Below are 19,528 nucleotides of genomic sequence, written 5' to 3' on the forward strand. Positions count from 1 at the left end.
ACGATGCGCTGCAGGTTGAAGTCGGTCTCGCTGGCCGAGTGCTGTTCGCCCGGACGCAGCGCCAGCTCCAGGCAAAAGCCATGGCTGCCCAGGTAAGCCGCCAGCGGGCAATAGCCATCCACGCCGGCATAGGTTCGCCCCACGCCTTCCTTGGCGGTGCCGCCGTTGTCCATCGAGAAGGTGTCCACGTCCAGCGGCAGCCACCCGCAGGGCAGCACGCCATAGTCGGGGCGCTGGCTGCCCAGCAAGGTCTCGATCATCTGCGGCACCGACTCGAACATCGCGCTGGCCTTGGCATCCAGGCGCTGGCGCAGCGTCGGGCTCGAGGGCAGCAGCCCAATGCCCAGGGCCTGCTTGAAGAACGCATCGCTGCGGAAATTCTCGATCGCGTCGAAGTCGCTCTTGCCCTGCACCAGCAGCCCCAGGTAGCTGCGCACGATGTCGCTGTTGGCCACACCCGTCTTCAAGGGCAGCGCCTTGTCCAGCCTCGCCAGCACCGGTTGCACCGCCTTCAAGTAGTGGCCCACCAAGGCCAGACCCGCCACCGGCGTGAGGTCGTAGTCGAGTTGCTGGACGATCAGTTTGCGCATTCGCCAATTGTCTCGTCCCGACCCGCATTACCTCGACATCTTCACCCTCAGGGTGTCCACCGCCAGCGCCTTGCTACGCGCAATTCGCGCGCCAGATCAACGACTTGCCGCTCCCAGCTCGGGCAGCGGTCACGGATTCAGGAACATGGCCCACCAGTACTTGACGAAGAACTCCGACATCGCGATGACGACCAGCGTCGGTGCGGGCAGGTCGGCGCCGAAGGACTGGAACACGTCCTTGAAGGCCGGCACGACGAAGATCATGATGACCGCGACGACGATGAAGGCGACGACCATGACGGCGATCGGATAGGTCAGCGCCGACTTGATCTTGTTCTTGATCGCGACGGTCTTTTCCTGATAGATCGCGAGCCGGTCCAGCAGGGCTTCCAGGATGCCGCCCGCCTCGCCCGCCTCGACGAGGTTGCAGTAGAGCGCATCGAAGTACATCGGATGCTTGCGAAAGGCCGAGGACAGGCTGGTACCCGTCTCGACGTCCTGGCGGATGTCGTTGAGCAGCCGCGTGAGCCGCGGATTGGTCGCGCCACGCGCGACGATGTCGAAGGACTGCAGCAGCGGCACGCCGGCGCGCATCATCGTCGCCAGCTGGCGCGTGAAGATGGCGATGTCCTTTTGCTTGATGGCGCTGCCGCCGCTGGCGCGGCGCTTCTTGACCTTGTTGACGAGGATGCCCTGGCGGCGCAGCGTCGCGCTGACCATGGCTTCGCCGCCGGCGCGCAGTTCGCCCTTGACGATCTTGCCGTTGCGGTCCTTGCCCTCCCATTCGAAGACGAAGTCCTTGACGCCTTTTGCTGCAGCGGTGGCTGTGGCCATGCGCTCTCCTCGCGACTGTTTATTCGTTGGTTGCCGACAGGACTTCTTCGAGCGTCGTGACGCCGACCCGCACCTTCACCAGGCCGGATTGGCGCAGGTCACGCACGCCTTCCTTCTTGGCCTGCTCGGCGATGTCCATCGCCGTTCCCTCGGCCAGGATGATGCGCTGGATGTCCTCGGTGATGGGCATCACTTGGTAAAGGCCGACGCGACCACGGTAACCATTTGTGCAATTGCTGCAGCCGACGGCCCGGTAGGGCTTCCAGCTGCCGTCGAAGTCTTCCTCGACGAAGCCGGCCTTGATCAGCGCGTCACGCGGGTAGTCGGCGGGCGCCTTGCAGTTCTCGCACAGGCGGCGCACGAGGCGCTGGGCCGTGATCAGCAGCACGCTGGACGCGATGTTGAACGGCGCCACGCCCATGTTCAGCAGGCGGGTCAGCGTCTTGGGCGCGTCGTTGGTGTGCAGCGTCGACATGACCATGTGGCCGGTCTGCGCGGCCTTGATCGCGATGTCGGCCGTTTCCAGGTCGCGGATCTCGCCGACCATGATGATGTCCGGATCCTGGCGCAGGAAGGACTTCAGCGCGGCCGAGAAGTTCAGGCCGGCCTTGTCGTTGACGTTGACCTGGTTGATGCCGGGCAGGTTGATTTCTGCCGGGTCCTCGACGGTCGAGATGTTGACGCCGGGCTGGTTCAGGATGTTCAGGCAGGTGTAGAGCGACACCGTCTTGCCGGAACCGGTCGGGCCGGTGACGAGCACCATGCCATAGGGCCGGTAGATCGCCGCGAGCAGGCGCTCCTTCTCGATCTTCTCGTAGCCCAGCGCGTCGATGCCGAGCTTGGCCGACGACGAATCCAGGATACGGATGACAATCTTCTCGCCGAACAGCGTGGGCAGGGTGCTGACGCGGAAGTCGATGGACTTCGTTCCGAACTTCAGCTTCATGCGGCCGTCCTGCGGCACACGTTTCTCGGCGATGTCCAGCCGCGAGATGACCTTGATGCGCGAGGCCAGCTTGTCCTTGATCGCGATGGGCGGCTGGGTGATCTCGCGCAGTTCGCCGTCGACCCGGAAGCGCACCCGGTAGTGGTATTCGTAGGGCTCGAAGTGCAGGTCGGAGGCGCGCAGGTTGATCGCGTCCACCAGCATCTTCTGCAGGAAGCGCACGACCGGCGCATCCTCGACGTCGGCCAGCTCGGCAGCCTCCTGCTGGGGCGCCGCGTCTTCCTCGGCGATGTCGAAGTCGAAGTCGCCGCCGGCGATGCTCTCCAGCGTCTCGGTCGCCGAGGCGCCCGTGCTCGACAACATCTTGACCAGCTTGTCGTGCTCGACGATGACCCATTCGGGCTGCAGCTGGGTCGCGAACTTGATGCGTTCGATGACCTCGAGATCGGTCGGGTCGGCGCCTCCGACGAAGAGGCGGTTGCCGCGCCGCGACAGCGCCACGACCTGGTACTGTTGCGCCAGCTTTGCGTCGATGACGTTCTGCGGCATGCGCTGCGGGTCCATCGCGGACAGATCGAGCAGCGGCAGCGCCAGTGCGCTCGACAGCGTGTGGGCCAGGTCGGAGGGTGAGACCTGGCCGCCGGCGATCAGCGCGTTGACGAAACTGGTCTTCTTCTCGCGCGCCTGCCTGACGAGATCCTCGGCCGTCTTGGCTTGCAGCTTGCCGGCGTGGACAAGCATTCGCGCAACCCCGGACAGGGAAGACTGAATCGGCTCGGCGAGCGTGGTTTCCACGAGCGGTTGCGTCGGCGACGGGAAGGTGAGGTCCGGCGATTGTGCCAGCCACGCGCGGCCGCAAAAGCGAAGCCGCACAAGGGATAACGGCAGGATTTCGGGGCTCGGGCCTTGTTGTCGCCCGTTGGGCAGCGCAAGCCGGTGTCACGGGCCCTCAGCCGCCTGAGAGCACCTGCCGCACCCGCTCCCAGTGACGGCTCTGTGGGCCTCAGGAAGGCCTTCTCGCCGGGGCCTGGATCGGTTGCCAGTGTGTGGGCGTGAACGTCAGCTCTTCCATGTGGACATCGTCGGCCCAGACTTCGACGGCATGGCCGGCCTCGTCCGTTGCGGCATCGTCATTCACGAGGCGAGCGGCCCTGTAGACCAACTCGGCATTGGGCGTGTCGGCGTTCCACCCAGCGACCAGCACCAGGGCGCCCGTGGGCGACAGGGAGTCAGCGGTGGCGGTCCAGTTGCTTGCGTTCATGTCGTCGCCGTGGAGCAGGGAATGCTTGATCTGGTCTTCCAGGTAGGTGACCAGCTTCGGGGTCAGCTTTGTGAGCTGGGGCCGATGACGGTCTCGTAGAGCGGCGAACTGCTTTACAAAACGAAATCGTGAAGAGATGCGCGCATACAGCTGGCCAGCCGCTACGCCGCCTTGGATTTCGTGGTCAGGTCTACGTACTCCGGACCGGCCGGAAGTAGCCCTTGATGCAATCGGGGTTCCGGACGGCGATTTGGATGTGCGCTTGTGCGGAGAATCCTGCGCCGGGATACAGCTAACCGCCTTCAAAGAATGCGGCGCGCACGGAATCGTATGGCTGCAGTGACGAGGCAGTCGATCCCGCTGCGGTTGCTGTGCCGTTTTCGCGCAGGATGTGCATTGCCTCGATCACTGCGCGGTCAAGGAAGCGAACCTTGCGGTCCTTCCCCTTGTTCTCCGGCAGGGGCGTACTCACAGCGTTATAGGCGGTTGCGAGGAACTTGTGTGCGATGGCCAATTCAGCAAGCGCAGCACTCAAGGAGGTTGCAACAGATGCCAAGGTCGATGATCGCTCCCAGTACGAAGGGTGTCGTGGTCAGGGCGTTGCGATCTTGCCTTTGGAGACCTGGGGGCTGGATGACGCCGCCTGCTGGGCGAACTCAAGCGCGCGCGCAGGGTTACCTTCCCAGAAGTAGATTCCAGAACCGAGCCAGTCGTATTCGTTGTTGCTTGGACGCAGGTGCTTCGTGTGGCCGCCCAAAACGTCCTCGCCGACCGAGGCGTCACAGCCGTGGAATCCAAGTACGAATCCCGGCTGCTTCTTGTAGAGCTCCCACATCCCGGCGATCAGCCGCCGAAGCGCTTTGGAAGCTTGCCAGTCGGCGTAGCCAACTTGTGCTCAACGAGCCACTTCAAAGCAAATGCGGAGTCCGTCGCTTGCTGCGTCAGAGCCGCCACATGAGCTGCTGCCTGTGGGTCTGTAAGGCGCGCAATCGGGGTGCCAGGCTTGACGTTCACTGCAACGACATGGACCGCCTGAGTGCTGCCCTTGCTTGTCTTGGTGGTCAACGGTCTCTCCGGAAATTGCTGATCGGCACTATGCGCCGAGTGTTGCACATAGCCGGCGCCTGCGATATCGGGCCAGACGCAGAGAAGCGAGGAATGATCCGCACCTCAGAAGCGAAGGCGCCATCCGCCGAGATGGAGATGGGCGCTCCAAAAGCAACAAGGCCCTCATCTGAGGGCCTCTGCGTTTCCCTGGCGGTACCCCGGGTCTTGAATGAGTTGAGCTGGTAGTCTCTAACTCATTGATTTGATTGGTCGGGGTGAGAGGATTCGAACCTCCGGCCTCTACGTCCCGAACGTAGCGCTCTACCAGGCTAAGCTACACCCCGATGTTTTCTGTCGTTGTGACGTTCCGGTGTTTCAGGAATGTCGCTCAACCGACTGAATTGCGAATTCTAGCAGAGATTCTGTCCACTTGTTGCGAGGCAGCAGCTTGAGGACGTCGGCGGCGCGGCGCGCCTCGGTGCGCGCGGCTTCTCGCGTGGATTCGAGCGCGCCAGTGTCGCGCACGATGGCGACGATTTCCTGCAGCCTCTCTAACTCGCCTTCCTCGATGGCGTGGCGCAGCAGCGTGCGCTGCTCGGGCGTTGCGCGCTCCATCGCGATCAGCAGCGGCAGCGTTGTCTTGCCTTCGCGCAGGTCGTCACCGATGTTCTTGCCGAGTTCGTGCGTCTCGCCTTCGTAGTCCAGCACGTCATCGATGAGCTGGAACGAAGTGCCCAATGCACGGCCGTAGGCGGCGCAGGCTTCCTCGACTTCCGGCTCGGCGTTGGCCAGCACGGCGCCGAGGCGGGCGCTGGCCTCGAAAAGCTTGGCGGTCTTGAAGCGGATCACGCGCAGATAGCTCTCGACGCTGATGTCGGGGTCGTGCATGTTCATCAACTGCAGGACCTCGCCCTCGGCGATGACGTTGGTGGCTTCGGCCAGCACCTCCAGTACGCGCATGCGATCGACCGAGACCATCATCTGGAAGGCGCGCGAGTAGAGGAAGTCGCCGACCAGCACGCTGGCTGCGTTGCCGAACAGCGCGTTCGCCGTGGGCTTGCCGCGGCGCAGCGAGGACTCGTCGACGACGTCGTCGTGCAGCAGCGTGGCCGTGTGGATGAATTCGACGACGGCCGCCAACTCGAAGCGCGCTGCGCCGGCGAAGCCGAGGGCGTTCGCGAACAGCAGCACGAGCTTGGGGCGCATGCGCTTGCCGCCGGCATGCACGATGTAGTGGGCGATCTGGTCGATCAGTGCCACCTCGGAGCTCAGGCGCTGCGCGATGACGGCGTCGACCTGGGCCATCTCGGCGGACAGCAGGGCAAGGGCCTCGGCGACTTGGGGTGGGGGCGAGGCTGACTCGACGCGCACTCTGGACTCTCAAGCTAGGAATCCGCGGATTATAGAAACGGCCCGCGGCCCTTCCGGCCGTGCGCGAGCGGATAAGCAGGCGCACGGGCGGTTCGCAGCCCGGCGGCGTGGGCATTGCGACACTTTTACGCTCAGGGTATACTCGCGGGCTCTTTGCAATTCCTGCGCCCATGGCGTGCGGGGCTGCGGAGGGAACAGCTGAAAAAACTGACAAAAAGGCCCGGCGAGGGCGGCGGCGTCAAGGTGAAAACCGAGGCGCAGGTCCGCTGGAGCCGGGTGAATGCACCCTGAGGGTGCGGAAGGAAGAACATGTACGCGGTCATCAAAACCGGCGGCAAGCAGTACAAGGTTGCTGCCGGCGAAAAGATCAAGGTCGAGTTGCTCGACGCGGAAGTCGGCGCTGAGGTCACCATCGACCAAGTGCTGGCCATTGGCAGCGGTGATGGCCTGACGATCGGCGCTCCGCTGGTCGCCGGCGCCACCGTCAGCGCCAAGGTCGTCAGCCACGGCAAGCACGACAAGGTTCGCATCTTCAAGATGCGCCGTCGCAAGCACTACAAGAAGAGCCAAGGCCATCGCCAGAACTACACCGAGCTGGAAATCAGCGCGGTCAACGGCTGATCCCAGTCGTCTTTCGCTAATTTCTAGGAGCTAAACATGGCACAGAAAAAGGGCGGCGGTTCCACACGGAATGGCCGCGACTCCAAGCCCAAGATGCTGGGCGTCAAGGCTTACGGCGGTGAACTGATCTCCGCCGGCTCGATCATCGTGCGCCAGCGCGGCACCAAGTTCCACGCCGGCGTGAACGTCGGCATGGGCAAGGACCACACGCTGTTCGCGCTGGTCGATGGCCACGTCAGCTTCACCACCAAGGGTGCAAGCAACCGCGCGACGGTCGTCGTCACGCCGCTGGCCGCCTAAGGCGCCAGCTTCGGCGGGCGATTGCGTCGCCCGTCATCCCAAGCCCCGGCCCGCCCGGGGCTTTGTCATTTCTGAAGCCTGGCCCGCCACACGACGGTGCGCCCGGCGCAACCGAGCCATTACGATGGCAGCCCGCCATGAAATTCGTTGACGAAGCCACCATCGATGTCGCCGCCGGTAACGGTGGCGCGGGCTGCGCGAGCTTTCGCCGCGAGAAGTTCATTCCCTTCGGCGGGCCGGACGGCGGCGATGGCGGCAAGGGCGGCAGCGTCTGGGCCGAGGCCGACCGCAACCTGAACACGCTGATCGACTACCGCTACGCACGCCGCCACGAGGCGCGCAATGGCGAAGCCGGCCGGGGCTCCGACTGCTTCGGTGCCGCCGCCGACGACATCGTGCTGCGCATGCCGGTCGGCACCATCATCACGGACCTGGAGACCGAGTCCGTCATCGGTGAACTGCTGGAGCCGGGCGAGCGCATCCTGCTGTGCAAGGGCGGCGACGGCGGCTTCGGCAACCTGCATTTCAAGACCTCGACCAACCGCGCGCCGCGGCAGAAGACGCCGGGCTGGCCGGGCGAGATCAAGAAGGTGCGCCTGGAACTGCGCGTGCTGGCCGATGTCGGCCTGCTGGGCCAGCCCAATGCCGGCAAGTCCACGCTGATCACGGCCATCTCCAACGCCAAGCCCAAGATCGCCGACTACCCGTTCACGACGCTGCATCCCAACCTCGGAGTCGTGCGCGTCGGGCCGGAGAAGAGTTTCGTCGTCGCCGACATCCCCGGCCTGATCGAAGGCGCGGCCGAAGGCGCCGGCCTGGGCCACCAGTTCCTGCGCCATCTGCAGCGCACGCGCCTGCTGCTGCACGTCGTCGACCTCGCGCCCTTCGACCCCGAGGTCGATCCGGTCAAGGAGGCCAAGGCCATCGTCGCCGAGCTGAAGAAGTACGACGCCGAACTGCATGCCAAGCCGCGCTGGCTGGTGCTGAACAAGCTGGACATGGTGCCCGAGGAAGAGCGCGCCGCGCGCGTGAAGGACTTCGTCAAGCGCTACAGGTGGAAGGGCCCGGTCTTCGAGATCTCGGCGCTGACCCGCGAAGGCTGCCAGCCACTGATCCACGCGATCTACGACCACGTTGCCGCCGAGCAGCGCGTCATCGAAGAGCGCGACGTCCGTTTCGACAATCCCAATCCTGAAGATTCAGCCGCCGAATGAGCCTGCTGTCCAGCGCGCGCCGCATCGTTGTCAAAGTCGGTTCCAGCCTCGTCACCAACGAGGGCCGCGGCGTCGATGCCGAGGCGATCGCGAACTGGAGCCGCCAGCTGGCGGCGTTGGCAACTGAAGGTCGCGAGCTGGTCATGGTGTCCAGCGGCGCCATCGCCGAGGGCATGAAGCGCCTGGGCTGGACGACGCGACCCAAGGAGCTGCACGAGCTGCAGGCCGCGGCCGCCGTCGGCCAGATGGGCCTGGCGCAGATGTACGAAAGCCAGCTCAGCGCGCATGGCATGCACAGCGCTCAGGTGCTGCTGACCCACGCCGACCTGGCCGACCGCGAGCGCTACCTGAACGCGCGCTCGACCCTGCTGACGCTGATGGCCCACCGCGTGCTGCCGGTCATCAACGAGAACGACACGGTCGTCAACGACGAGATCAAGTTCGGCGATAACGACACGCTGGGCGCGCTGGTGGCCAACCTCGTCGAAGCGGATGCCCTCGTCATCCTGACGGACCAGCGCGGCCTGTACTCGGCCGATCCGCGCAAGGACCCGAACGCGCGCTTCATCCACACCGCCCAGGCGGGCGACCCCGAGCTGGAGCGCATGGCGGGTGGCGCCGGTTCCAGCATCGGCCGTGGCGGCATGCTGACCAAGATCCTCGCGGCCAAGCGCGCGGCGGGCAGCGGTGCCGGCACCGTCATCGCCTGGGGCCGCGAGCCCGACGTGCTGCTGCGCCTGGCGCGCGGCGAGGCCATCGGCACGGCCCTGCACGCGGCCACGCCCAAGCTGCAGGCGCGCAAGCAGTGGATGGTCGACCATCTGCAGATGCGCGGTGCGGTCCGGGTCGACGCCGGCGCCGTCACCAAGCTGCGTGGCGAGGGCAAGAGCCTGCTGCCTATCGGCGTCACCGAGGTGCAGGGCGACTTCCATCGCGGCGACGTCATCGCCGTGCTGGCGCCGGACGGCACCGAACTGGCGCGCGGCCTGGCCAACTACTCGGGCGCCGAGTCCCGCCTGATCGCGCGCAAGCCCTCGTCGGAGTTCGAGGCGCTGCTGGGCTACGCGGCCGAGCCCGAGCTGATCCATAGAGACAATCTGGTGCTTCGCTAGAAGCGCCAGATTGCGGCGAAGCCACAACCTGGTGCTCCGTTAGGAGCCGGAAGGTTCCCCTTCCGGCGGCGTCGTCTCCAGCGGCATCGGGCCGCTGTTGCGCTCGCCGCGGTGCGCAGGCCGCATGCCGGCGCGCAGATAGCGGTTGTGGTGGTTGATGCGCGGCAGGAAGCGCGCGAGCTCCGTCAGCGCCATCTCGTAGACGCCGCGCTTGAACTCGATGACGGCCTCCAGCGGCACCCAGTACTCGTTCCAGCGCCAGGCGTCGAACTCGGGGTGGTCGGTGGCGCGCAGGTTCATGTCGCAGTCGCGGCCCATCATCTGCAGCAGGAACCAGATCTGCTTCTGTCCGCGGTAATGGCCGCGTGCGTCGCGCCGGATGAAGTGCTCGGGCACCTCGTAGCGCAGCCAGTCGCGAGTCCGCGCAATGATGCGTACATGCTCTGGCGTGAGCCCCACTTCTTCATGGAGCTCTCGGAACATCGCCTGCTCAGGCGTTTCACCGTGCTTGATGCCCCCTTGCGGGAACTGCCACGAGTGCGTCCGGATGCGTTTGCCCCAGAACACCTCGTTGCGCTGGTTGAGCAGGATGATGCCGACGTTGGGGCGGAAGCCTTCACGGTCGAGCATAATCAACCTCAAATCTCTAGTTGGTTCGATTATTGCATCGGGCCACGATTGCGGTAGCGCCCTCGCTAACCCGGAGATTTCTTCCAGTTTTGTCGTGACTTGGCCGGGTTTTCACCCGGCCTTCGCATTCCGGTCCGCCCATGAAAGCCTCCCAGTTCTTCATCTCCACCCTCAAGGAAGCGCCCGCCGATGCCGAGGTCGTCAGCCACAAGTTGATGATGCGCGCCGGCATGATCAAGCGCCTGGGCGCCGGCATTTACAACTACATGCCCATGGGTTTGCGGGTCATCCGCAAGGTCGAGAAGATCATCCGCGAGGAGATGGACGCCGCCGGGGCCATCGAGTGCCTGATGCCCGTCATCCAGCCCGCCGAGCTGTGGCAGGAAACCGGCCGCTTCGACAAGATGGGCCCCGAACTGCTGCGCGTGAAGGACCGCCATGGCCGCGACTTCATCGTGCAGCCGACGAGCGAGGAGGTCATCACCGACATCGCCCGCCAGGAACTGCGCTCTTACCGTCAGCTGCCGAAAAATTTCTATCACATCCAGACCAAGTTCCGCGATGAGCGCCGGCCGCGCTTCGGCGTGATGCGCGGCCGCGAGTTCACGATGAAGGACGCCTACTCCTTCGACCGTGACGTGGCGAGCGCCGGCCGCAGCTACGACAACATGTATGCGGCCTACGGCAAGATCTTCGACCGCCTGGGCCTGCAATACCGCGCCGTCGCGGCCGATACCGGCGCCATTGGCGGCGACCGTTCGCACGAGTTCCAGGTCATCGCCGAAACCGGCGAGGACGCCATCGTCTACTGCCCGACCAGCGACTATGCGGCCAATATCGAACTGGCCGAGGGCCTGGCGCTGAGCGCGTCGCGCGGCGCGGCCGCGCAGGCGCTGGCCAAGACCCCCACGCCGGGCAAGAGCACCTGCGAGGACGTTGCGCTGCTGCTGGGCCTGCCGCTGGCGCGGACCGTGAAGTCGCTGGTGCTGGCCACCGACGAACTGGACAAGGACGGCGTCATCGCCAAGACCCAGGTCTGGCTGCTGCTGGTGCGCGGCGACCATGAGCTGAACGAAGTGAAGGCCGGCAAGATCGAGGGCCTGAAGGGCGGGTTCCGCTTCGCGACCGTCGGCGAGATCGAGTCGCGCTTCGGCTGCAAGCCGGGCTACCTTGGCCCCATCGGAGCCAAGGACATCAAGATCGTCGCCGACCGCACCGTCGCCAACATGGCTGACTTCGTCTGCGGCGCCAACGAGGCCGACTTCCACCTGACCGGCGTGAACTGGGGCCGCGACCTGCCCGAGCCCGACCTCGTCGCCGACATTCGCAACGTCGTCGCCGGCGATCCCTCGCCCGACGGCAAGGGCGTGCTGGCCATCCAGCGCGGCATCGAGGTGGGCCATGTGTTCTACCTCGGTACCAGGTATTCGGCCGCGATGAACGCGAGCTTCCTCGACGAGAACGGCAAGCCCGCGCTGATGGAGATGGGCTGCTACGGCATCGGCGTGACCCGCATCCTGGGCGCGGCCATCGAGCAGAACAACGACGCGCGCGGCATCATCTGGCCGGATTCGATCGCACCCTTCACCGTCGTCATCTGCCCTATCGGCGCGGACCGCAGCGCGGACGTGAAGGCCGCGGCCGAGAAGCTCTACGGCGAGCTGAAGGCGCTGGGTGTGGACGTGCTGCTGGACGACCGCGGCGAGCGCCCGGGCGCGATGTTCGCGGACTGGGAGCTGATCGGCGTGCCGCACCGCGTGGTGCTCGGCGACCGCGGCCTGAAGGAAGGCCAGGTCGAGTACCAGGGCCGCCGCGACGAGGCCGCGACCAAGCTGGCCGTCGGCGACGTGCTCGGCCACCTGAAGGGTTTGCTCAAGCTCTGATGAAGCGGCGCCTCGCCGTTGCAGGCCTGCTCGCCGCGCCACTGCTTGCGCGGGCCGGTGCGCAGGTCGAGGAGCCGCTGGCGGACTCGATCCGCTCGGCGCTGAGTGCCTCCATCGCCCAGGCGGCGCCGCCACGGCCGCGCTTCGACGATGTCGACACTCGCATGGCCTATCTGCGCTGGCTGGGCACGATGAGCGAGCGGCTGAAGAACCGCAAGACCGAGACGCAGATCCGCATCGAGTTCCTCGAGACGGTCTGGTACGAGGCCAAGCGCGCAGGCCTGGAGCCCAGCCTGGTGCTCGGCCTGGTACAGGTCGAGAGCGGCTTTCGCAAATACGCGATCAGCGTGGCCGGTGCGCGCGGCTATATGCAGGTCATGCCCTTCTGGACGCGCAGCATCGGCGATGGCGATGCGTCGCGCCTCTTCCACATGCAGAGCAATCTGCGCTTCGGCTGCGTGATCCTGCGCCATTACCTCGACATCGAGCGGGGCGACATGTTCCTCGCGCTGGGCCGCTACAACGGCAGCCGGGGCCGGGCGGAGTATCCGAATGCCGTGTTCGCCGCGCGGCGGCAGTGGCTGCTGCCCGGTGAGAGGTAGCACTCGGGGCTTACCCGGCGTGGCTTGTGGCATCGACGCCCGCGGGCCTTAGGCTCGCCGGCTCCGTCCACAAGACCTGCCCTCCATGCCCGCTGCCACCCGCTTCGCGCCCCTGATTCTTTCTGCACTGCTCGCCACCGGCCTGGCCGGCGCGCAGACGCCGGACAACCCGCTGCTCTCTCCCAGCCCGCTGCCGCTGCACTACCCGCAGTTCGACAAGCTGCGCGACGAGCATTTCGCACCGGCCCTCGACCGGGGCATGGCCGAGCAGCTGGCCGAAGTGCAGGCCATCGCCGACAACCCGGCGGCGCCCAGCTTCGACAACACCATCGTCGCGCTGGAAAAGAGCGGCCGGCTGCTGAGCCGCACGACGACGCTGTTGTTCAGCCTCATCGGCGCCGATGTGAACCCGGCCCGCCAGCAGGTGCAGGGCGACTACGCCGCCAAGCTCGCCGCCCAGCGCGACGCGGTGCTACTCAACCCCAGGCTGTTCGCCCGCATCGAGGCGCTCTACGCCGCCCGCGACAAGGCCGCGCCCAATGTCGAGGCCAAACGCCTCATCGAGCGCTATCACCGCGACATGGTGCGCGCCGGCGCGCGTCTGAACGACGAGCAGAAGACGCGCATGAAGGCGATCAACGCCGAGCTGGCGACGCTGACCGCCAGCTTCAACAAGGCCGTGCTGGCCGAGGTGAACGACTCGGCCGTCGTCGTCGACAGCGCCGAGGAACTGGCCGGCCTCACGCCCGCACAGATCGCCGCGGCGGCCGATGCGGCCAGGAAGCGCGGCCTGGACGGCAAATACCTGATCGCGCTGCTGAACACGACCATCCAGCCCTACGAGACCGAGCTGCAGAACCGCGCGTTGCGCGAGCGCCTGCATCGCGCCTCGGTGGCGCGCGGCGCGCGTGGCAACGAGTTCGACACGCGCGGCATCGTCGCCCGCGTGCTGACGCTGCGGCAGGAGCGCGCCGCGCTGCTGGGCTATGCCACGCCGGCGGCCTATGTGCTGGAGGAGGAGACGGCCAAGTCGCCCGAGACCGTCAACGCGTTGCTGCGCCAGCTCGCGCCCGCGGCCGTCGCCTCGGCCAGGCAGGAAGCGGCCGAGCTGCAGAAGCTCATCGACAGCGAGCAGGCCGCCAAGCAGCAGCCGAGCTTCGCGCTGCAGCCCTGGGACTGGAGCTACTACGCCGACAAGCTGCGCGCCGCCAAGTACGGCTTCGACGAGAGCCAGCTCAAACCCTATCTGGAGATCGGCAGCGTGCTGGAGCGCGGTGTGTTCTTCGCGGCCCACCAGCTCTACGGCATCAGCTTCAAGCGCCGCACCGACCTGCCGGTCTACCGCGACGACGTGCGCGTCTACGACGTCTTCGACACCAATGGCAAGCAGCTCGCCATCTTCATCGCCGACATGTACGCGCGGCCCAGCAAGCGCGGCGGCGCCTGGATGAATGCCTACGTCAGCCAGAACCCGCTGGAGGGCACGCAGCCCATCGTGGCCAACCATCTGAACATTCCCAAGCCGCCCGCGGGCGAGCCGACGCTGCTGACCTGGGACGAGGTCAACACGATGTTCCACGAGTTCGGCCATGCGCTGCACGGCATGTTCAACCAGGGCCGCTACCCGAGCCTGGGCCGCGTGCCGCGCGACTTCGTCGAATACCCCTCGCAGGTCAACGAGGTCTGGGCCGACTACCCGAGCGTGCTGGCCAACTACGCCAGGCACTACCAGACCGGCGCGCCCATGCCGCGCGAACTGCTGGACAAGGTGTCGCGCGCCAAGCGCTTCAACCAGGGCTACACGACGCTGTCCTATCTGAGCGCCGCCATCCTCGACCAGCGCCTGCACCAGCTCGGCGCAGGCCAGGTGCCGCCGGCCGACAAGCTGATGGACTTCGAGGCCCAGGTGCTCAAGGAAGAGGGCGTCGACTTCGCACCCGTGCCGCCGCGCTACCGCACGCCCTATTTCAGCCACATCATGGGCGGCTACTCGGCCGGCTACTACGCCTACATCTGGAGCGAGGTGCTGGACGCCGACACGGTGGAGTGGCTGAAGGCCCACGGCGGCCTGAAGCGCGCCAACGGCGACCAGCTGCGCGCCAAGCTGCTGTCGCGCGGCGGCAGCGAGGATGCGATGGTGCTGTTCCGCAACCTGGTCGGCCACGAGCCCGACATCAAGCCGCTGCTGGAGCGGCGCGGCCTCGTCGTGCAGAAGTGAGCGCTACAGCCCGGCCCAGTTCCTGGGTCGGGCAGCTGCGAAGCCGGCCAGTTCGAGCACGCGCTCGACCGTTTCGGCCACCATTTCGTCGATGGTCTTGGGGTGGTGATAGAAGGCCGGCAGCGGGGGAAAGCAGATGCCGCCCATCTCCGTCACCGCCACCATATTGCGCAGGTGGGCGAGGTTGAGCGGCGTCTCGCGCACCATCAGGATGAGGCGGCGGCGCTCCTTGAGCGTCACGTCGGCGGCGCGGGTCAGCAGGTTGTCGCCCAGGCCGTGGGCGATCGCCGCCAGCGATTTCATCGAGCAGGGCGCGACCACCATCGCGGCCGTCGCGAAGCTGCCGCTTGCGATGCAGGCGCCGATGTCGCCCGGCGCATAGGCGTGGTCGGCCTCGGCCTCCAGCGTGGAGCGGTCGAGGCCGAGTTCGTGGTGGGCGTTGAGGATGCCGGCGGGTGTGGCGATCAGGTGGGTCTCGACGCCCAGTTCATGTGCGCGGCGCAGCAGGCGCAGCGCATAGACCGCGCCCGTTGCGCCCGTCAGCCCGACGACCAGCCGTTGCGGCATCAGGCTGTGGCGAGTGCCTGCTGCAGCTCACCCGACTCGTACATCTCCATCATGATGTCCGAGCCGCCGACGAACTCGCCGCCGATGTAGAGCTGGGGAATGGTGGGCCAGTTGGCGTAGTCCTTGATGCCCTGGCGCACTTCCTCGTCCTCCAGCACATTGAAGGTCTTCAGGTCGGTCACGCCGGCGGCCTTCAGGATCTGGATGGCGCGGCCGGAGAAGCCGCACATCGGGAACTGGGCCGTGCCCTTCATGAAGAGCATGACGCGGTTGGACTTGACCAGGTCGGCTATGCGTTGCTGAACGTCGCTCATGGCAATCTCGGGTTCTTGTGGCAAAACCGCGATTATCCGAGACGGCGCGATGCCAGGCTCAGTAGCTGTAGGCCAGGCCCAGTTGCAGCAGGGGCTTGAAGCGCAGATCGCGCATCGCATCCTCGAAGCCCTGGGCGCTGCTGCGGCCCAGGCGCACGCCGTAGGAGCCGGACATCAGGCCGAAGTCGGCACTGAAGGCCAGGCCGCTGCGCTGCACGCGGCCGGTGTAGCCGATGCCGACATAGGACAGGTTGGCGCTGGGCTCCAGCGAGTAGGCGTCCAGCCCGCCGAGGACGAGGCTGCGCCGGCCGGCCGACACGGGGCCGCCGCCCAGGGCCAGGCCGCCGCTGCTCTGCGCCATCGACAAGGGCCCGAGCAGCATGCCACCGGTGGCGCGCAGGCCGCCGCGCAGGCTGGCGAAGCCGGAGTTGGTCAAGTAGTAGTCGCCCAGCAGGTTGGCGCTCAGCACGCGCGAGCCACCGAGACGGGGCTGCTGGGCGTCGCTGCCGCCGTCGATGCTGTTGAGCTGCAAGCGCGCCTGCCAGCGTGTGGCGGCGTCGCCATCGGCCCAGGCCGGCAGCGTGAAAACGAGGGCAGAGAGGCTCAGAACTGCAGCGCGGGCGAGGCGGGCCATGATCGTCTCCTGCACGGTGCAAGGGCTGGCACCGGGATTCGATACTACGCCGGCAATCGTTTCCGGTGGGGGGAGAACAAGAGGCAAAACGTCACGCAAACGCGGTCGGCATGCCGGTGGTGTTCAAGCCGCCCAACGCCCGCCACTGGCACGAGCGCGACCGGCGAGGTCGCGGCGAAGGCGTGCCGCCTCGAATTTGCGGGCGGCCAGCTGTTGCGCCACCGCATCGGCCTGGTCCCAGCCATGCTCCAGCAACAGCCAGCCGCCGGCATTCAGATGTTGCGGTGCCGCATCGATGAGGGCGCGCAGGTCGGCCAGGCCGTCGCCGCCGGGCGTGAGGGCCATGATGGGCTCGTGGCGCAGCGCGGGCAGGTGGGGGTCGTCGCCGGCGATATAGGGCGGGTTGCTGACGACGAGGTCGAAGCGCCGGCCGGCCAGCGGCTCGAACCAACTGCCATGGTGCCAGTCGACGGTCAGGCCCAGGCGCTCGCCATTGCCGCGAGCGACGGCCAGTGCATCGGTGCTGAAGTCCACCGCCGAGACCTGCGCGCGCGGGCAGGCGGCCTTCAGGGCCAGCGCGATGGCGCCGCTGCCGGTGCCCAGGTCGGCCACGGCCGGCTCGCCGGGCAGGGCGGCCAGCAGCTCCAGCGCCCAGTCGACCAGGGTCTCGGTGTCCGGCCGCGGGATCAGCGTGGCCGGCGTGACCTTGAGCGTCAGGCCGTGGAAGGGCTGCCAGCCAGTCAGATGGGCCAGCGGTTCGCCATCGGCCAGACGGCGCAGCGCGGCCTCGGCACCCGGGGCAGGCGCGTCGCCGTGGGTGATGAGCCAGGCGCGGTCCTGCCCGGTCAGGTGGCCGAGCAACGCCTGCGCGTCGCCGCGCTCGACGCCGAGTTGGCGGGCCAGGGTCAGCGCCTCGTCGATGGTCATGCGCGACCTTCTTCCAGTTGCGCCAGTTGGTCCGCAGCCTGGGCCGCCTGCAGGCCCTGGATCACGTCGCCAAGATCGCCGTCCATGATCTGGCCGAGCTTGTAGAGGGTCAGGTTGATGCGGTGGTCGGTGAGGCGCCCCTGCGGGAAGTTGTAGGTGCGGATGCGGTCGCTGCGGTCGCCGGTGCCGACGAGGCCCTTGCGCGTCGCGGCCTCCTTGGCTTCGCGCTCGATGCGCTCCTTGTCGCGCAAGCGGGCCTGCAGCACGGCCAGGGCCTTGGCCTTGTTGCGGTGCTGGCTGCGGTCGTCCTGGCATTCGGCGACCAGGCCGGTCGGGATGTGGGTGACGCGGATGGCCGAGTCGGTCTTGTTGATGTGCTGGCCGCCAGCGCCGCTGGCACGGAAGGTGTCGATGCGCAGGTCGGCCGGGTTCAGCGTGATCTCCTCGGCCTCGTCGGGCTCTGGCATCACGGCCACCGTGCAGGCGCTGGTGTGGATGCGGCCCTGGCTCTCGGTGGCGGGCACGCGCTGCACGCGGTGGCCGCCGCTCTCGAACTTGAGCCTGCCGTAGACGCCATCGCCCTCGACGCGCACGACCAGTTCCTTATAGCCGCCGAGGTCGGACTCGTTCTCGGACAGGATCTCGCAGCGCCAGCCCTGGTTTTCGGCAAAGCGCAGATACATGCGCGCCAGGTCGCCGGCAAACAGGGCCGACTCGTCGCCGCCCGTGCCGGCGCGGATTTCGAGGAAGGCGTTGCGCTCGTCGTCCGGGTCCTTGGGGATCAGCGCGAGCTGCAGCTCCTGGTCCAGCGCCGCGAGTGCGGCCTCGTTCGACGCGATCTCCTCGCGCGCCATCTCGGCCATCTCGGGCGAATTTGTGGATTCAACGAGCATGTCCCGCGCGGCGGCGAGGTCGGCCTCGTGCTGCTGGTAGCGGCGGTAGCGCTCGACGAGGCCGGAGACCTCGGCCTGCTCCTTGGTCAGCGCTCGGTAGCGTTTCATGTCCGACGCGCTGCTGCCGTCGGCGAGGATGGTGTCCAGCTCGGTCAGGCGGTAGCCGAGGCGGTCGAACTGCTGGCGCAGGGAATCTTTCATGGCGGCAAACGGGGAGGGCAGTCAGGGGCGGCGCCACGCGGGGCGCCGGGCGGCGCGGCTGAGGAGCGCCGCTAAGACTGCTTGCCGCGCAGGAACAGGCGCGACACGGTCTGGGCCAGCTGCAGGCGCTGCTCGCCATCGCTGGCATGCAGCTCGGCCAGCGTGCCGTGCAGCAGCTTCTGCGTGAGGCCGCGGCTCAGCGCCTCCAGCACCTCGTCGACATCGGCGCCCTTGGCCAGCTGCTTGCGGGCGCGGGCGATCTCGAGGGCGCGCCAGTCGTCCGCCTGGGCATGCAGGGCCTGGATCAGCGGCACCGTGTGGCGCTGGTCCAGCCAGTGCATGAAGCTCTGCACGCCGGTCTCGACGATGGCCTCGGCCTGGGCGACGGCGGCCTGGCGCTTCTCGCCGGCGGTCTGCACCTGGGCGGCGAGCTCGTCGACGGTGTAGAGGTAGACGTCGTCCAGCTGGGCGACCTCGGGCTCGATGTCGCGCGGCACGGCCAGGTCGACCATGAACATCGGGCGGTGGCGGCGCTTCTTCAGCGCGCGCTCGACGGCGCCCAGGCCGATCAGCGGCAGGCTGGACGCGGTGCAGGAGACGACGATGTCGAACTCGTGCAGGCGCTCGGGCAGGTCGGACAGGCGCATGGCCTCGGCACCGAAATGCGTCGCGAGCTTCTCGCCGCGCTCCAGCGTGCGGTTGGCCACGGCCATGTGGCTCGGTGTGCGGGCGGCGAAGTGGGTGGCCGTCAGCTCGATCATCTCGCCGGCGCCGACGAAGAGCACGCGCGTGCGTGCCAGGTCCTCGAACAGCTGGCCGGCCAGGCGCACGGCGGCAGCGGCCATGCTGATGGAGTGGGCGCCGATCTCGGTGGAGCTGCGCACCTCCTTGGCGACCGAGAAGCTGCGCTGGAACAGCTGGTGCAGCGTCGTGCCCAGCGCGCCGGCGTTCTCGGCCTCGCGCACGGCCTGCTTCATCTGGCCGAGGATCTGCGGCTCGCCCAGCACCATGGAATCGAGCCCGCTGGCGACGCGGAAGGCGTGGCGCGCGGCGGCGCTGCCCTGCATCACATAGGCGTGCTCGCGCAGCGCGCCGGTGTCGACACCGCCGGTCTGCGCCAGCCAGGCGATGGCGGGCTGCACCTGGGCCGGCGGCGCGGCCACGTAGACCTCGGTGCGGTTGCAGGTGGACAGGATGGCCGCCTCGGGCGTGCCCGGCAGTTTCTGGCGCAGGCCGGTGAGGGAGGGGGCGAGCTGCTCCAGCGTGAACGCGAACCGCCCGCGCAGGTCGAGCGGGGCGGTGTTGTGATTCAGGCCGAGAGCGAAGACCGACATGGGTGTGAATTGTAGGATTCGCGGCTTTT

Annotated in this window: 21 protein-coding genes, 1 tRNA gene and 1 pseudogene; 7 read left to right on the top strand and 16 right to left on the bottom strand. The window is 67.1% G+C overall.

From position 1 onward, the window contains the following. From EV671_RS09505 to EV671_RS09540, 9 genes and pseudogenes are all read right to left on the bottom strand, one after another. Positions 1-590: transposase (locus tag EV671_RS09505; RefSeq protein ID WP_207911126.1), on the bottom strand; the 590-nt coding region annotated here is incomplete at its 3' end. A gap of 141 nt (positions 591-731) precedes the next feature. Next, a pseudogene (locus EV671_RS09510) lies at positions 732-1,424 on the bottom strand (type II secretion system F family protein); the annotation flags it as partial. Positions 1,425-1,443: 19 nt separating this feature from the next. Next, on the bottom strand, positions 1,444-3,111 hold the full coding sequence (gene pilB / locus EV671_RS09515) for a type IV-A pilus assembly ATPase PilB (protein WP_132571079.1): 1,668 nt from the start codon (positions 3,109-3,111) through the stop codon (positions 1,444-1,446). Between the two features lie 262 nt (positions 3,112-3,373). Further along, positions 3,374-3,631, bottom strand: coding sequence for a hypothetical protein (locus EV671_RS09520; RefSeq protein WP_132571080.1), 258 nt, complete (start codon positions 3,629-3,631; stop codon positions 3,374-3,376). A 292-nt stretch (positions 3,632-3,923) separates the two neighbouring features. Then, entirely contained in the window at positions 3,924-4,166 is a 243-nt protein-coding gene (locus EV671_RS27335) for a hypothetical protein (protein ID WP_243655665.1), read from the bottom strand. Positions 4,167-4,223: 57 nt separating this feature from the next. Beyond that, on the bottom strand, positions 4,224-4,466 hold the full coding sequence (locus EV671_RS27340) for a hypothetical protein (RefSeq protein ID WP_243655666.1): 243 nt from the start codon (positions 4,464-4,466) through the stop codon (positions 4,224-4,226). 8 nt (positions 4,467-4,474) lie between these two features. Then, a complete protein-coding gene (locus EV671_RS09530) occupies positions 4,475-4,696 on the bottom strand; it encodes a hypothetical protein (protein ID WP_132571081.1) in 222 nt (73 codons plus the stop codon). 249 nt (positions 4,697-4,945) lie between these two features. Next, positions 4,946-5,022: transfer RNA gene (locus EV671_RS09535), tRNA-Pro, on the bottom strand. A 31-nt stretch (positions 5,023-5,053) separates the two neighbouring features. Next, complete coding sequence (locus EV671_RS09540; RefSeq protein WP_132571237.1) at positions 5,054-5,983, bottom strand: polyprenyl synthetase family protein; 930 nt, start codon at positions 5,981-5,983, stop codon at positions 5,054-5,056. A 375-nt stretch (positions 5,984-6,358) separates the two neighbouring features. Here EV671_RS09540 and rplU point away from each other — a divergent pair, with 375 nt between their 5' ends. From rplU to proB, 4 genes are all read left to right on the top strand, one after another. Beyond that, the gene (gene rplU, locus EV671_RS09545) at positions 6,359-6,670 is read left to right on the top strand and encodes a 50S ribosomal protein L21 (protein ID WP_132571082.1); all 312 of its coding nucleotides are present in this window, start codon (positions 6,359-6,361) and stop codon (positions 6,668-6,670) included. 36 nt (positions 6,671-6,706) lie between these two features. Then, complete coding sequence (gene rpmA / locus EV671_RS09550; protein WP_132571083.1) at positions 6,707-6,970, top strand: 50S ribosomal protein L27; 264 nt, start codon at positions 6,707-6,709, stop codon at positions 6,968-6,970. Positions 6,971-7,107: 137 nt separating this feature from the next. Continuing rightward, a complete protein-coding gene (gene obgE, locus EV671_RS09555; protein ID WP_132571084.1) occupies positions 7,108-8,184 on the top strand; it encodes a GTPase ObgE in 1,077 nt (358 codons plus the stop codon). Then, a complete protein-coding gene (gene proB / locus EV671_RS09560; protein WP_132571085.1) occupies positions 8,181-9,296 on the top strand; it encodes a glutamate 5-kinase in 1,116 nt (371 codons plus the stop codon). The genes obgE and proB overlap by 4 nt, the downstream gene beginning before the upstream one ends. 39 nt (positions 9,297-9,335) lie before the next feature. Here proB and EV671_RS09565 read toward each other — a convergent pair whose 3' ends face one another. Next, on the bottom strand, positions 9,336-9,926 hold the full coding sequence (locus EV671_RS09565; RefSeq protein WP_132571086.1) for an RNA pyrophosphohydrolase: 591 nt from the start codon (positions 9,924-9,926) through the stop codon (positions 9,336-9,338). A gap of 140 nt (positions 9,927-10,066) precedes the next feature. Here EV671_RS09565 and EV671_RS09570 point away from each other — a divergent pair, with 140 nt between their 5' ends. The 3 genes from EV671_RS09570 (at position 10,067) to EV671_RS09580 (ending at position 14,629) form a co-directional block, all read left to right on the top strand. Continuing rightward, positions 10,067-11,809, top strand: coding sequence for a proline--tRNA ligase (locus EV671_RS09570; RefSeq protein WP_132571087.1), 1,743 nt, complete (start codon positions 10,067-10,069; stop codon positions 11,807-11,809). Then, positions 11,809-12,411: a lytic transglycosylase domain-containing protein gene (locus EV671_RS09575; protein ID WP_132571088.1), complete on the top strand. Its 603-nt coding sequence runs from the start codon at positions 11,809-11,811 to the stop codon at positions 12,409-12,411. The genes EV671_RS09570 and EV671_RS09575 overlap by 1 nt, the downstream gene beginning before the upstream one ends. Before the next feature lie 85 nt (positions 12,412-12,496). Next, positions 12,497-14,629, top strand: coding sequence for a M3 family metallopeptidase (locus EV671_RS09580; protein WP_132571089.1), 2,133 nt, complete (start codon positions 12,497-12,499; stop codon positions 14,627-14,629). A 3-nt stretch (positions 14,630-14,632) separates the two neighbouring features. Here EV671_RS09580 and EV671_RS09585 read toward each other — a convergent pair whose 3' ends face one another. The 6 genes from EV671_RS09585 to hemA all read right to left on the bottom strand — a co-directional run bounded on the left by EV671_RS09585 (position 14,633) and on the right by hemA (position 19,499). Next, entirely contained in the window at positions 14,633-15,196 is a 564-nt protein-coding gene (locus EV671_RS09585) for a UbiX family flavin prenyltransferase (protein WP_132571090.1), read from the bottom strand. Beyond that, positions 15,196-15,510: a Grx4 family monothiol glutaredoxin gene (gene grxD, locus EV671_RS09590; protein WP_132571091.1), complete on the bottom strand. Its 315-nt coding sequence runs from the start codon at positions 15,508-15,510 to the stop codon at positions 15,196-15,198. The genes EV671_RS09585 and grxD overlap by 1 nt, the downstream gene beginning before the upstream one ends. Before the next feature lie 58 nt (positions 15,511-15,568). Next, complete coding sequence (locus EV671_RS09595) at positions 15,569-16,144, bottom strand: hypothetical protein (protein WP_132571092.1); 576 nt, start codon at positions 16,142-16,144, stop codon at positions 15,569-15,571. Between the two features lie 123 nt (positions 16,145-16,267). Then, entirely contained in the window at positions 16,268-17,071 is an 804-nt protein-coding gene (gene prmC / locus EV671_RS09600) for a peptide chain release factor N(5)-glutamine methyltransferase (RefSeq protein WP_132571093.1), read from the bottom strand. Then, entirely contained in the window at positions 17,068-18,165 is a 1,098-nt protein-coding gene (prfA, locus tag EV671_RS09605; protein ID WP_132571094.1) for a peptide chain release factor 1, read from the bottom strand. The genes prmC and prfA overlap by 4 nt, the downstream gene beginning before the upstream one ends. A 71-nt stretch (positions 18,166-18,236) precedes the next feature. Continuing rightward, positions 18,237-19,499: a glutamyl-tRNA reductase gene (gene hemA, locus EV671_RS09610; RefSeq protein ID WP_132571095.1), complete on the bottom strand. Its 1,263-nt coding sequence runs from the start codon at positions 19,497-19,499 to the stop codon at positions 18,237-18,239. Positions 19,500-19,528: the final 29 nt, after the last annotated feature.

This window comes from Roseateles saccharophilus (genome assembly GCF_004342485.1).
GTDB classification, from domain to species: Bacteria; Pseudomonadota; Gammaproteobacteria; order Burkholderiales; family Burkholderiaceae_C; genus Pelomonas; species Pelomonas saccharophila.